The following is a 13,630-nucleotide window of genomic DNA, read 5'->3' on the forward strand; positions in this document are numbered from 1 at the left end:
GAATTGAGGTTTACGCGGTTTCTACCGTCGGAAAACTCTTCACCAGTTCGTCCAGTGCTTTGAGCTGGGCCAGGAATGGCTCCAGTTTGTCCAGACGCAGGGCGCAAGGGCCGTCGCATTTGGCGTTGTCCGGGTCCGGGTGGGCTTCAAGGAACAGCCCGGCCAGCGACTGGCTCATGCCGGCCTTGGCCAGGTCAGTGACCTGGGCACGACGACCGCCGGCGGAATCGGAGCGACCGCCGGGCATTTGCAGCGCGTGGGTCACGTCGAAGAATACCGGATATTCGAACTGCTTCATGATGCCGAAGCCGAGCATGTCGACCACGAGATTGTTGTAGCCGAAGCTCGAACCACGCTCGCAGAGAATCAACTGATCGTTACCAGCTTCCACGCATTTGTTCAGGATGTGTTTCATTTCCTGGGGCGCGAGGAACTGGGCTTTCTTGATGTTGATCACCGCGCCGGTCTTGGCCATCGCGACCACAAGGTCGGTCTGGCGCGACAGGAAGGCCGGCAACTGGATGATGTCGCAGACCTCAGCGACGACCGCGGCCTGGTCAGGCTCGTGGACGTCGGTGATGATCGGTACGCCAAAGGCTTGCTTGATGTCCTGGAAAATCCGCATGCCCTCTTCCAGGCCAGGGCCACGGTAAGAGGTCACAGAAGAACGGTTCGCCTTGTCGAAACTGGCCTTGAACACGTAAGGGATACCGAGTTTTTCGGTGACCTTTACGTACTCTTCGCAGACCTGCATCGCCATGTCACGGTTTTCCAGCACGTTCATGCCACCGAACAGCACCATTGGCTTGTCGTTGGCAATCTCGATATCGCCTACGCGGATGATCTTCTGCGCCATAAGGTTTACGCCTTCTTCTGGTGTTGAGCCAAAGCGGCTTTAACGAAACCGCTGAACAACGGGTGACCGTCGCGTGGCGTCGAGGTGAACTCTGGGTGGAACTGGCAAGCGACGAACCATGGGTGATCCGGTGCTTCAACCACTTCAACCAGCGCGCCATCACCGGAGCGACCGGAGATTTTCAGGCCGGCATCGATGATTTGCGGCAACAGGTTGTTGTTCACTTCGTAGCGATGACGGTGACGCTCGACGATCACATCCTTGGCGTAGCAATCGTGCACCAGGGAACCTGGCTCAAGCAGACAGTCCTGAGCGCCAAGGCGCATGGTGCCGCCCAGATCGGACGATTCGGTACGGGTTTCGACGGCGCCGGTGGCATCTTCCCACTCGGTGATCAGACCGACCACCGGGTGACCGCTGGTGCGATCGAACTCAGTGGAGTTGGCATCTTTCCAGCCCATGACGTTACGAGCGAACTCGATAACGGCCACTTGCATGCCCAGGCAGATACCCAGGTATGGAACCTTGTTTTCGCGAGCGTATTGAACGGCAGTGATCTTGCCTTCAACACCACGCAGACCGAAGCCGCCCGGTACCAGAATCGCGTCGACGCCTTCCAGCAGAGCAGTGCCCTGGTTTTCGATGTCTTCGGAATCGATGTAGCGCAGGTTGACCTTGGTGCGGTTGCTGATGCCGGCGTGACTCATCGCTTCGATCAGCGACTTGTAGGCGTCCAGCAGTTCCATGTACTTGCCGACCATGGCGATGGTGACTTCGTGCTCCGGGTTCAGCTTGGCATCAACCACCGCTTCCCACTCGGACAGATCGGCGCTATCGCATTGCAGGCCGAAACGCTCAACGACGAAATCATCCAGGCCCTGGGAGTGCAGAATGCCCGGGATCTTGTAGATGGTGTCGGCGTCTTCCAGTGCAATCACCGCACGTTCTTCAACGTTGGTGAACTGCGCGATCTTGCGACGCGAAGAAATGTCGATCGGGTGATCGGAGCGGCACACCAGCACGTCAGGCTGCAGGCCGATGGAACGCAGTTCCTTGACCGAGTGCTGGGTTGGCTTGGTTTTGGTTTCGCCGGCAGTGGCGATGTACGGCACCAGTGTCAGGTGCATCAGCATCGCGCGCTTGGCGCCGACTTCGAAACGCAATTGACGGATCGCTTCGAGGAACGGTTGCGACTCGATGTCACCCACGGTGCCACCGATCTCGACCATGGCCACGTCGGCATCGCCGGCGCCCTTGATGATCCGGCGCTTGATTTCGTCGGTGATGTGCGGGATCACCTGAATGGTTGCGCCCAGGTAATCACCACGGCGCTCTTTGCGCAGGACGTGTTCGTAGACACGGCCAGTGGTGAAGTTGTTGTTCTGGGTCATGGTCGTGCGGATGAACCGCTCGTAGTGGCCCAGGTCCAGGTCGGTCTCGGCGCCGTCGTGGGTGACGAACACTTCACCGTGCTGGAACGGGCTCATGGTGCCCGGGTCAACGTTGATGTACGGGTCCAGCTTCAGCATGGTGACCTTAAGTCCCCGCGCCTCCAGGATGGCCGCCAATGAAGCCGAGGCAATGCCTTTCCCCAATGAAGAAACAACACCGCCCGTGACGAATATGTAGCGCGTCATGAAAAACCCTAGAAGTCTGCGTTAAAGCGGTCCGAGCCGCCGGGGAAAGCGAAGGAAGGCCGAAGCCCCCGATCACCTGCATTAATCACAGTGCACCTTTCAAAAAAACCGCCGCGTTGGGACAGACCGGAAGATGAAACACCGGTAGGTTGCTCGCTACACATTTTTTGGAATCGCCCAGCAAAGACTGCTTGGTAATCGGCAACTCCTGCGATTCAGGCGAATCCACAGAAGTTGTATCAAGAAGGGAGCGTAGTCTACCGGAAAGCCCCTTTCAGCTCAAACCTTGATCTTCGATCGGCGGCTGCCAATGCAAATACCAGCCACTGCGCTCACTGCCATTCAGCCCCCGCAGGTTCGCCACTGCCAGCAATTGCTGGCCCCTGTAGACCAGCGGCAATCTGCCACGGGCGAAGCCCGGCACACCGCTTTCGTTGAGCAAACGCTTCAAGTCACGGTGACCGCGATCGGGCAAACTCATGACTTCGCCGCCCTCACGATAGCGGATCTGCAACGGGCCATCGGGGATCTGGCCGGTGAGTGTGAGCACGCCATTATCCGGTAACGCCAGCAATACCGCGGGGTCAGCCCAGGACACCGGGGATGGCGGAGTGCGCAACCATCCACCTGACAACCACCAGAGACGCCCACCAGCGCGATGCAGTTCGCCCGCCGCCAATCGCCAGACCGGACGTGCGTCGCCAGTCGCATCGCGCAAATCCTGCCAACCCGACCAATGGTCACTGTCCGGCAAAGACGTCAGCGGTTTGAGCCAATGACTCAGCGCATTGCGCTGGCGTGCATCAGAGAGCTTTTCCAGGGGCGCCAGCTCCAGCGACGGCAACCCCAGCCAATCGAAATCACTGTCGGTGCCGGCCTGGGCCAGATCAATTTGCGCCAGGTCGTCGAGCAACCCCTGCGCCTCACTCAGATGCGCAGCGCTGCGAGCCATGGTCGCCACTGCTTGCGGCCAGCGCGCGGTCAACACGGGGAACACCTGATGACGCAGGTAATTGCGCGAGAACTGCCGGTCCTGATTCGACGGATCTTCGATCCAGTTCAGCTGATATTCAGTGGCATAGGCCTCAAGCTCGGCGCGAGTGACATCAAGCAGTGGTCGCAGCAGATGCCCATGCCCCAAAGGACGCTCACTCGGCATCCCCGACAAACCTCTCACCCCTGCCCCGCGCATCAGCCGAAACAACAGGGTTTCCGCTTGATCGTCACGGTGCTGACCTGTGAGCAGTACTTCACCGGCACGAGTCGCCGCGATGAAGGCGCCGTAACGCGCATCCCGCGCCGCACGCTCAAGGCTCGCGCCGCGCTCAACCTGAACACGCACAACCTCCAGCGGCACACCCAACGCATCACAGACCGACTGACAATGTTCCGGCCACGCATCAGCCGCAGCCTGCAGGCCGTGGTGGACGTGAATGGCGGTCAACGCCGGCAAGGATTCGGTTTTTGCGAGGTGTGCGAGAAGGTGCAGCAGGACGGTGGAATCGAGACCACCGGAGAAGGCGATGCGCCAGGTCGTGGCGTTGCGCCACGGAGCCAGCCCCTGGAGAAGCCTGGCTGGCAGATCAATCGTCTTAGGGCTCATAGACGTCAGTCGCTTCACATAGACCCATTGTGGGAGCGAGCCTACTCGCGAAGGCTGCTTAACATTCAACATATTTGTTGATTGTTATACCGCAATCGCGAGCAGACGAACGTCGCCCGGCTCTTCCCACATGGCTATAGCGCGATCAGATCAGAGACCGTAGCTCATCAGACGCTCGTAACGACGGGCCAGCAGCGCGTCGTTGTCGAACTTCTTCAGCATCGCCAGTTGCGAGCTCAGCTCGGCGCGGATCGAGGCAGCGGCAGCGGCCGGATCACGATGAGCACCGCCCAACGGCTCGCCGATCACTTTATCGACAATGCCCAGGCCCTTCAGACGCTCGGCAGTGATGCCCATCGCTTCAGCGGCATCCGGAGCTTTCTCGGAAGTTTTCCACAGAATCGAGGCGCAACCTTCCGGCGAAATCACCGCGTAGGTCGAATATTGCAGCATGTTCAGCTGATCGCAGACGCCAATGGCCAGCGCACCACCGGAACCACCCTCACCGATCACGGTGGCGATGATTGGGGTTTTCAGGCGAGCCATGACGCGCAGGTTCCAGGCAATCGCTTCGCTCTGGTTGCGCTCTTCGGCGTCGATGCCAGGGTAAGCGCCCGGGGTGTCGATAAAGGTCAGGATCGGCATTTTGAAACGCTCGGCCATTTCCATCAGGCGACACGCCTTGCGGTAGCCCTCAGGGCGCGGCATGCCGAAGTTGCGGCGAACCTTCTCGCGCACTTCACGGCCTTTCTGGTGACCGATAACCATCACCGGCTTATCGTCCAGACGGGCAACACCGCCAACGATGGCAGCGTCGTCAGAGAAGTGACGGTCGCCGTGCAACTCATCGAACTCGGTGAAGATGTGTTCGATGTAGTCCAGGGTGTACGGACGTTTCGGGTGACGCGCCAGACGCGCGATCTGCCAGCTGGTCAGCTTGCCGAAGATGTCTTCGGTCAGCGTGCTGCTCTTGTCCTGTAGGCGGGAGATCTCATCGCCGATATTCAGCGAATTGTCATTACCGACCAAGCGCAACTCTTCGATCTTGGCTTGCAGGTCGGCGATCGGCTGTTCGAAATCTAGAAAATTCGGGTTCATAGGCGTCCGTCTAGGGTCGCGTCCAAGGGAGCTTGGGCCGGCCGGTTGTCTATTCGCGCCCTACCTTAAGGGACAGGCGCGTTCAGGTCGAGATTAAAAATTCGGGTCGGGATCAGGCGCGGTCCCATGGTAAGGAATGACGCCTGACCGTCAACGGTATTGGAGGAAGACGTTGTCTCGCCCGAACTGGTCACGCAGGGCTTGAATCAAGGCATCCGCCGGGTCGATCCGCCAGGTCTCGCCAAACTGCAACAAGGCCTTCGCATCGGGGCTGGTGTAGTCCATGGTGATCGGGCACGCACCGCGATGACGCTTCAACAACTCGCCCAGCCAGCGTAGCTGATCGCCCTTGAGGTCCTTGGCATGCAACTTCAGGCGCAGGCTTTCGGCCAGGTTGGTGCGCGCATCTTCCATGCTCATCACCCGCTTGACCCGCAACCGCAGGCCACCGGAGAAGTCGTCGTTGCTGACTTCGCCTTCGACCACCACCATCGCATCGGTCTGCAACAGCGACTGCGCGGAATGGAACGCATCGGCGAACAACGAGGCTTCGATCCGACCGGAGCGGTCGTCGAGGGTGATGAAGCCCATCTTGTCGCCCTTTTTGTTCTTCATTACTCGCAGGGCGATGATCATGCCCGCGACCGTTTGCGTGTCGCGAGCCGGTTTCAGGTCGATGATGCGCTGACGGGCGAAGCGACGGATCTCGCCTTCGTATTCGTCGATCGGGTGGCCGGTGAGGTACAGGCCCAAGGTGTCTTTCTCGCCCTTCAGGCGTTCCTTGAGGGTCAGTTCCTTGGCCTTGCGGTGATTGGCGTAGACGTCGGCGTCTTCTTCAACGAACAGACCGCCAAACAGATCGGCATGCCCACTGTCGTGGGTACGAGCGGTTTGTTCGGCAGCCTTGATCGCCTCTTCCATGGCCGTCAACAACACCGCGCGGTTGCGGTCGATGTTGGCCTGATAGGCTTTCTGCTCATCGTGGAAATACGGGCCAAGGCGGTCCAGGGCACCACTGCGGATCAAGCCGTCGAGGGTGCGTTTGTTGATGCGCTTGAGGTCGACCCGCGCGCAAAAATCGAACAGGTCCTTGAACGGCCCGTCTTGCCGCGCCTCGGTAATCGCTTCGACCGGGCCTTCGCCCACGCCCTTGATCGCGCCCAGACCGTAAATGATGCGGCCTTCGTCGTTCACCGTGAACTTGAACTCCGAGGTGTTCACGTCCGGCGCGTCGAGGCGCAGCTTCATGGTCCGCACTTCTTCGATCAAGGTCACGACCTTGTCGGTGTTGTGCATATCCGCCGACAGTACCGCGGCCATGAACGGCGCCGGATAGTGGGCTTTCAGCCACGCGGTCTGGTACGACACCAGGCCGTAGGCAGCGGAGTGGGATTTGTTGAAGCCGTAACCGGCGAATTTTTCTACCAGGTCGAAAATGTTACCGGCAAGGTCAGCATCGATATTGTTGGTGGCGCAACCTTCAATGAAACCGCCGCGCTGCTTGGCCATTTCTTCGGGTTTTTTCTTACCCATGGCTCGACGCAACATGTCCGCGCCGCCAAGGGTGTAACCAGCCATGACCTGGGCAATCTGCATCACCTGTTCCTGATACAGGATGATGCCGTAAGTCGGCGCCAATACCGGCTTGAGGCCGTCGTACTGGTAGTCCGAGTGCGGGTACGCGAGTTCGGCGCGACCGTGCTTACGGTTGATGAAGTCGTCCACCATGCCCGATTGCAGCGGGCCCGGACGGAACAGGGCCACCAGTGCGATCAAGTCTTCCAGGCAGTCGGGCTTGAGCTTTTTGATCAGCTCTTTCATGCCCCGCGACTCGAGCTGGAACACCGCGGTGGTTTCGGCTTTTTGCAGCAGCGTGTAAGTCGGCTTGTCGTCCAGCGGGATGAACGCGATGTCCAGCGGCGGTTCGTTGACCTTGGCGCGGTCGCGGTTGATGGTTTTCAGCGCCCAGTCGATGATCGTCAGGGTCCGAAGCCCCAGGAAGTCGAACTTCACCAGACCGGCAGCCTCGACATCATCCTTGTCGAACTGGGTTACCAGACCGTCGCCCGCTTCGTCGCAATAGATCGGCGAGAAGTCGGTCAGCTTGGTCGGCGCGATCACCACACCACCGGCGTGTTTACCGACGTTACGCACAACGCCTTCGAGCTTGCGCGCCATTTCCCAGATTTCCGCGGCTTCTTCATCGACCTTGATGAAGTCGCGCAGGATTTCTTCCTGTTCGTAGGCTTTTTCCAGGGTCATGCCGACTTCGAACGGAATCATCTTCGACAGACGATCCGCCAGGCCGTAGGACTTGCCCTGCACCCGCGCCACGTCACGGACCACAGCCTTGGCCGCCATGGAACCGAAGGTGATGATCTGGCTTACCGCATTACGGCCGTATTTCTCGGCCACGTATTCGATCACGCGGTCGCGACCGTCCATGCAGAAGTCGACGTCGAAGTCGGGCATGGAAACCCGTTCCGGGTTAAGGAACCGTTCGAACAGCAGGTCATATTCCAGCGGGTCAAGGTCAGTGATCTTCTGCACATAGGCCACCAGCGACCCGGCACCCGACCCACGGCCAGGCCCCACCGGTACGCCGTTGTTCTTGGCCCACTGGATAAAGTCCATCACGATCAGGAAGTAACCGGGGAAGCCCATCTGGATGATGATATCCAGCTCGAAATTCAGCCGGTCGACATAGACTTGGCGCTTGGCTTCGTAGTCTTCGGTGGTGTCCTTGGGCAGCAGAACGGTGAGGCGCTCTTCCAGACCGTCGAAGGAAACCTTGCGGAAATACTCGTCGATGGTCATGCCATCGGGAATCGGGAAGTTGGGCAGGAAGTGCTTGCCCAGCTTCACTTCGATGTTGCAGCGCTTGGCGATCTCGACTGTGTTCTCCAGCGCCTCAGGCAGGTCGCTGAACAGCTCGGCCATTTCCTCGGCGCTTTTGAGGTATTGCTGATCGCTGTAATTCTTCGAACGCCGCGGATCGTCGAGGGCGCGGCCTTCACCGATGCAAACGCGGGTTTCGTGGGCTTCGAAGTCTTCCTGCTTGATGAAGCGCACGTCGTTGGTCGCCACCAGCGGCGCGCCGATTTTCTCGGCCAGGGCCACTGCACCGTGCAGCTGCTCTTCGTCGTTGGGGCGGTTGGTGCGCTGGATTTCCAGGTAGAAACGATCCGGGAACACCGCCATCCACTCGCGAGCCAGGGTTTCGGCTTCGTCCGGGTTGCCGCCGAGCATCGCCAGACCGATTTCGCCCTCTTTCGCCGCCGACAGCATGATCAAGCCTTCGCTGGCTTCGGCCACCCACTCGCGCTCGATGATGATCGAACCATTGCGCTGGCCGTCGATGAAACCACGGGAGATCAGTTCGGTGAGGTTGCGATACCCCGTGGCGTTCATCGCCAGCAGGCTGATCCGGCTCAAGGGGTTGTCCGGATCCTTGTTCGACAGCCACAGGTCGGCGCCACAGATCGGCTTGATCCCGGCGCCCATGGCGGCTTTATAGAATTTGACGAGGGAACACATGTTGTTCTGGTCAGTGACCGCCACGGCAGGCATGTTCATGCCGACCAGGGTCTTGACCAGCGGTTTGATCCGCACCAGACCGTCGACCAGGGAATATTCAGTGTGCAGGCGTAGATGAACGAATGAAGCCGGCATAGTGATCCTGTCTAGAAACTAGAAACGTGAAGACAACAAGGCCCGGATTGTACCGGGCCTTGAGTAAAACATCAGCCTGCGACTAACCCTCGATCAGGTTTTCCCGCGCTTCATACGCCAGGCGTACCGGGGCGAACGAGCGGCGGTGAATCGGTGTCGGCCCCAGACGCGTCAGCGCCTCCAGATGAACGGGCGTCGGGTAGCCTTTGTGGCCACCGATACCGTAACCCGGGTAAATCAGCTCGAACGCCGCCATTTCACGATCACGGCTGACCTTGGCCAGAATTGACGCCGCCGCAATGGCCGGGACCTTGCCATCACCCTGGATCACCGCTTCGGCGCGCATCGAAAGCTTCGGGCACCGGTTGCCATCAATCATCGCCAGTTTCGGCTGAATGTGTAGCCCTTCGACCGCACGCTGCATAGCCAGCATGGTGGCATGGAGAATGTTCAACTCGTCGATTTCTTCGACTTCGGCACGAGCGATGCACCAGCTCAGGGCTTTTTCGCAGATTTCATCGTAAAGCGCTTCGCGACGGGCTTCGGTGAGTTTCTTCGAATCATTGAGGCCAAGGATCGGCCGGCTTGGGTCGAGGATCACCGCCGCCGTCACCACGGCACCGCACAGCGGGCCGCGACCGACTTCATCAACACCTGCCACCAGATCTTCAACTTCATCGACCAGCATAAAATCCAGGCCCAGTTGCTTGCTTGCTTTGCTCATTATGCTCTGCCAATCAGGTTCAGTACCGCGTCCGCTGCCTGATTGGAGGCGTCCAGTCGCAGGGTTCGGTGGATTTCGTCAAAGCCTCGGGTCTGCTCCTCGCCACCTTCGATCAGCGGCGACAGAGTCTGGGCCAGGGCTTCGACTGTCGCATCGTCCTGCAACAACTCTGGCACCAGCAGGCGCTGGGCCAGCAAATTCGGCAACGAGACGTAGGGACTCTTCACCATCCGTTTGAGAATCCAGAACGTCAGCGGTGCCAGGCGATAAGCGACCACCATCGGCCGCTTGTACAGCAATGCTTCCAGGGTGGCGGTGCCCGAAGCGATCAACACCGCGTCGCACGCCGCCAGCGCCAGATGGGATTTGCCGTCGAGCAAAGTCAGCGGCAGATCGCGACCAGCCAGCAGCTCTTCCAACTGGGCCCGACGCTCCGGACTGGCGCACGGCATGACGAATCGCACGCCCGGACGCATGGCCCGCAGGCGCTGAGCAGTGTCGAGGAACAACGCACCGAGGCGCCCGACTTCACCGCCACGACTGCCCGGCATCAGGGCAACCAACGGCCCGTCCGGCAAACCGAGTTCGGCCCGCGCGGCGGCGCGATCGGCCTCCAGCGGGATCGCATCGGCCAGGGAATGCCCTACAAACCGTACCGGCACGCCCTTCTCTTCATAAAATTTAGCTTCGAACGGGAACAGCGTCAGCATCAGGTCGCAACCTTCGCGAATCTTCAGCACCCGCTTCTGTCGCCAGGCCCAGACCGACGGGCTGACGTAATGCACGGTCTTGATCCCGGCCTGACGCAGCTTGAGTTCGATATTGAGGTTGAAGTCCGGGGCATCGATACCGATGAACACGTCCGGCTTCTCGGCGATCAGGTCCGCAACCAGTTTCTTGCGACGGGCCAACAGCTCGCGCAAACGGCCCAGCACTTCCACCAGCCCCATGACAGAAAGGCGTTCCATCGGGAAATACGAGGTCAGGCCTTCGGCCTGCATCAGCGGACCACCGACACCAATGAACTCGACCGCCGGATGCTGTGCCTTGAGCGCACGCATGAGACCCGCACCCAGAATGTCACCGGAAGCCTCACCCGCCACCAGCGCAATACGCAGATTGGCCATGATTAGCGGGTGATGCCGCGGGTCGAAGACTGGATGGAATCACGGAACACCGCGACCTCCGGGAACTGCAGCGAGGGTTCGGCCAGCTCGGCGAGCGCTTGCTCGACTGTCAGGCCCTGGCGGTAAACCACCTTGTAGGCACGACGCAGCGCGTGGATCGCCTCTTCGCTGAAGCCGCGACGGCGCATGCCTTCGAAGTTCATGCTGCGAGCTTCAGCGGGGTTGCCGAATACCGTGACGTACGCTGGAACGTCTTTGCCAATGGCAGTGCCCATGCCGGAAAAGCTGTGGGCGCCAATGTGGCAATACTGGTGAACCAGGGTGAAGCCGGACAGGATCGCCCAGTCTTCAACGTGCACATGCCCCGCCAACGCGGTGTTGTTGACCAGGATGCAATGATTGCCGATAACGCTGTCGTGACCGATGTGGGCATAGGCCATGATCAGGTTGTGATCACCCAGGGTCGTTTCCGAACGGTCCTGAATGGTCCCGCGGTGAATCGTCACGCCTTCACGGATGACGTTGTGGTCACCGATGACCAGACGGGTTTCCTCGCCCTTGTATTTCAGATCGGGCGTGTCCTCACCTACCGAAGAAAACTGGTAGATGCGGTTGTGCTTACCGATTCGGGTCGGGCCCTTGAGAATCACATGCGGCCCGATCACTGTTCCCTCGCCGATTTCCACACCTGCGCCGACGATCGACCAAGGGCCGACTTCGACGTCGTCGGCCAGGATGGCCGTCGGATCGATGATTGCGCGAGGGTCAATCAAACTCATAGTTTGCGTTCCGCACAGATGATTTCAGCGGAGCAGACTGGCTTGCCATCGACCGAAGCCTGGCATTCGAACTTCCAGATCTGACGCTTGCAGCTGATGAACTTGGCTTCAAGGATCAATTGATCGCCCGGCAGCACCGGCTGACGGAAGCGCAGTTTGTCGGAGCCGACGAAGTAGTAAAGCGTGCCATCGGCCGGTTTCACGTCGAGCATTTTGAAACCAAGGATCCCGGCAGCCTGAGCCATTGCTTCGATGATCAGTACGCCCGGCATGATTGGATGCGCAGGGAAGTGACCATTGAAGAACGGTTCGTTGATGCTGACATTCTTGTAGGCGCGAATGCGCTTGCCTTCCACATCCAGATCCACGACCCGGTCCACCAGCAGGAACGGGTAACGGTGAGGCAGGTATTCGCGAATCTCGTTGATGTCCATCATTTCGGGGGGAAGCCTATGTAAAGATTGGGAGCGCGCGACTGACGCGCACTCCTCTAGCAAATCAAGGGAGGCAGTCTAGCGGCTGTGCACACTTGATATGGAAATGGTATCAGCCATCTGATGAAGCATTACCGTCAGGGGTCACGTCCCCTACACGCTTTTCCAGCTGTCGCAGACGTCGCGCGATGTCATCGAGCTGACGGATACGTGCCGCGCTTTTGCGCCATTCGGCTGCCGGTTGCATCGCCGTACCGGAAGAATAGGAACCCGGCTCGGTAATCGAGTGGGTCACCATGGTCATCCCGGTCAGGAAAACGTTGTCGCAAATGTCGATATGCCCCACCAGCCCTACGCCACCGGCGAGCATGCAATGCTTGCCGATTTTGGTGCTGCCGGAAATTCCCACGCACGCGGCCATGGCAGTGTGGTCACCAACCTGGACGTTGTGGGCAATCTGAATCTGGTTGTCGAGCTTCACACCATTACCAATGACGGTATCGGCCAGCGCGCCACGATCGATAGCGGTATTTACGCCTATTTCCACGTCGTCTCCGATCGAGACGCCGCCGATCTGGGCAATTTTCTGCCAGATACCTTTCTCGTTGGCAAAACCGAAGCCTTCACCACCGAGCACGGCACCGGATTGAATCACCACCCGTTTGCCGATGCGCACGTCGTGATACAGCGTGACGCGCGGGGCCAACCAGCCACCCTCGCCAATTTCGCAGCGTGCACCGATGAAGCAATGCGCACCAACGGTCACACCGGCGCCAATACGCGCTGCACTTTCGATGACCGCAAAGGCACCGATGCTCGCCGCCGGATCGACCACCGCATCCGCCGCCACTACCGCTGTCGGATGAATACCGGCCGGCGCCTTGGGCTTGGGATCGAACAGATGGGAAATGCGCGCATAGGCCACATATGGATCTGCCACCACCAGCGCATCACCGGCAAAACCTTCAGCATCAGCGGCCTTCAGCAGCACGGCTGCGGCCTGACTGTCAGCCAGGTATTTACGGTATTGAGGATTTGCCAGAAAGCTCAACTGAGCTGGGCCAGCCTCTTGCAAAGTGGCCAGCCCAGTAATTTCTTTCTCCGGGTCGCCACGTAAGGTGGCGCCGAGGAACTCGGCCAGCTGGCCGAGCTTTATAGTCGCTGTCATGGGTTACTTCAGCTGATTCATGCGCTCGATAACCTGGCGAGTGATGTCGTACTGAGGCTTGACATCAATCACTGCGCCACGCTCGAAGACCAGGTCATAAGCACCTTTCTTGATGACTTCTTCCACAGCGCTGTCCAGTTTCGGCTTGAGCTGCTTCAGCATTTCACGGTCGGCAACGGCTTTGGCTTCGTTCAGCTCCTTGGACTGGAACTGGAAATCACGGGCCTTTTGCTTGAACTCGAGCTCCAGACGTTCACGCTCGCCTTGCTGCATCTTGTCGCCACCGGCCATCAGACGGTCCTGGATACCCTTGGCGCTGCTTTCCAGGCTCTTGAGCTTGGTCAGTTGCGGGCCGAATTTTTTCTCGGCATCCACGGCGTATTTCTTCGCCGCATCGGATTCCAGCAGTGCCATCTGATAGTTCAGAACGGCGATTTTCATGTCGGCAAAAGCCGGACCTGCAACCAGCACGGTCGCCAGGAGAACCAATTGAGTCAACTTACGCACGATGCACTCCTACAAAATCCATTGT

At 59.3% G+C, this 13,630-nt stretch carries 11 protein-coding genes; all 11 read right to left on the bottom strand.

Annotated features, from left to right (window positions below; genetic code table 11):
• Window positions 1-10 precede the first annotated feature (10 nt).
• Window positions 11-856 carry a 3-deoxy-8-phosphooctulonate synthase gene (gene kdsA / locus AC1RL4_RS23530; protein WP_230174327.1) on the bottom strand — a complete coding sequence of 282 codons (846 nt, stop codon included), beginning with the start codon at window positions 854-856 and terminating at the stop codon, window positions 11-13.
• Between the two features lie 5 nt (window positions 857-861).
• On the bottom strand, window positions 862-2,493 hold the full coding sequence (pyrG, locus tag AC1RL4_RS23535) for a CTP synthase (protein ID WP_019581014.1): 1,632 nt from the start codon (window positions 2,491-2,493) through the stop codon (window positions 862-864).
• Window positions 2,494-2,767: 274 nt separating this feature from the next.
• The gene (tilS, locus tag AC1RL4_RS23540; RefSeq protein WP_230174325.1) at window positions 2,768-4,096 is read right to left on the bottom strand and encodes a tRNA lysidine(34) synthetase TilS; all 1,329 of its coding nucleotides are present in this window, start codon (window positions 4,094-4,096) and stop codon (window positions 2,768-2,770) included.
• Window positions 4,097-4,246: 150 nt separating this feature from the next.
• Window positions 4,247-5,194 carry an acetyl-CoA carboxylase carboxyltransferase subunit alpha gene (locus AC1RL4_RS23545; RefSeq protein WP_019581016.1) on the bottom strand — a complete coding sequence of 316 codons (948 nt, stop codon included), beginning with the start codon at window positions 5,192-5,194 and terminating at the stop codon, window positions 4,247-4,249.
• 150 nt (window positions 5,195-5,344) lie between these two features.
• On the bottom strand, window positions 5,345-8,866 hold the full coding sequence (gene dnaE, locus AC1RL4_RS23550) for a DNA polymerase III subunit alpha (RefSeq protein ID WP_204125312.1): 3,522 nt from the start codon (window positions 8,864-8,866) through the stop codon (window positions 5,345-5,347).
• Window positions 8,867-8,948: 82 nt separating this feature from the next.
• Entirely contained in the window at window positions 8,949-9,590 is a 642-nt protein-coding gene (gene rnhB, locus AC1RL4_RS23555; protein WP_019581018.1) for a ribonuclease HII, read from the bottom strand.
• On the bottom strand, window positions 9,590-10,717 hold the full coding sequence (gene lpxB / locus AC1RL4_RS23560) for a lipid-A-disaccharide synthase (RefSeq protein ID WP_019581019.1): 1,128 nt from the start codon (window positions 10,715-10,717) through the stop codon (window positions 9,590-9,592). The genes rnhB and lpxB overlap by 1 nt, the downstream gene beginning before the upstream one ends.
• 2 nt (window positions 10,718-10,719) lie before the next feature.
• Window positions 10,720-11,496, bottom strand: coding sequence for an acyl-ACP--UDP-N-acetylglucosamine O-acyltransferase (gene lpxA / locus AC1RL4_RS23565; protein WP_018927011.1), 777 nt, complete (start codon window positions 11,494-11,496; stop codon window positions 10,720-10,722).
• Window positions 11,493-11,933, bottom strand: coding sequence for a 3-hydroxyacyl-ACP dehydratase FabZ (fabZ, locus tag AC1RL4_RS23570; RefSeq protein ID WP_007940511.1), 441 nt, complete (start codon window positions 11,931-11,933; stop codon window positions 11,493-11,495). The genes lpxA and fabZ overlap by 4 nt, the downstream gene beginning before the upstream one ends.
• Before the next feature lie 109 nt (window positions 11,934-12,042).
• Window positions 12,043-13,098 (bottom strand): UDP-3-O-(3-hydroxymyristoyl)glucosamine N-acyltransferase, encoded by a 1,056-nt coding sequence (gene lpxD, locus AC1RL4_RS23575; protein WP_028939208.1) that lies wholly within the window; start codon window positions 13,096-13,098, stop codon window positions 12,043-12,045.
• A 3-nt stretch (window positions 13,099-13,101) separates the two neighbouring features.
• Window positions 13,102-13,605, bottom strand: coding sequence for an OmpH/Skp family outer membrane protein (locus tag AC1RL4_RS23580; protein ID WP_007940508.1), 504 nt, complete (start codon window positions 13,603-13,605; stop codon window positions 13,102-13,104).
• Window positions 13,606-13,630 lie beyond the last annotated feature (25 nt).

Source organism: Pseudomonas sp. GW822-FHT07A10, assembly GCF_058798795.1.

Excerpts from the sequence above, each read along its gene's own strand:
- kdsA (WP_230174327.1), bottom strand. The coding sequence starts at position 856 with ATGGCGCAGAAGATCATCCGCGTAGGCGATATCGAGATTGCCAACGAC.
- pyrG (WP_019581014.1), bottom strand. The coding sequence starts at position 2,493 with ATGACGCGCTACATATTCGTCACGGGCGGTGTTGTTTCTTCATTGGGG.
- tilS (WP_230174325.1), bottom strand. The coding sequence starts at position 4,096 with ATGAGCCCTAAGACGATTGATCTGCCAGCCAGGCTTCTCCAGGGGCTG.
- AC1RL4_RS23545 (WP_019581016.1), bottom strand. The coding sequence starts at position 5,194 with ATGAACCCGAATTTTCTAGATTTCGAACAGCCGATCGCCGACCTGCAA.
- dnaE (WP_204125312.1), bottom strand. The coding sequence starts at position 8,866 with ATGCCGGCTTCATTCGTTCATCTACGCCTGCACACTGAATATTCCCTG.
- rnhB (WP_019581018.1), bottom strand. The coding sequence starts at position 9,590 with ATGAGCAAAGCAAGCAAGCAACTGGGCCTGGATTTTATGCTGGTCGAT.
- lpxB (WP_019581019.1), bottom strand. The coding sequence starts at position 10,717 with ATGGCCAATCTGCGTATTGCGCTGGTGGCGGGTGAGGCTTCCGGTGAC.
- lpxA (WP_018927011.1), bottom strand. The coding sequence starts at position 11,496 with ATGAGTTTGATTGACCCTCGCGCAATCATCGATCCGACGGCCATCCTG.
- fabZ (WP_007940511.1), bottom strand. The coding sequence starts at position 11,933 with ATGATGGACATCAACGAGATTCGCGAATACCTGCCTCACCGTTACCCG.
- lpxD (WP_028939208.1), bottom strand. The coding sequence starts at position 13,098 with ATGACAGCGACTATAAAGCTCGGCCAGCTGGCCGAGTTCCTCGGCGCC.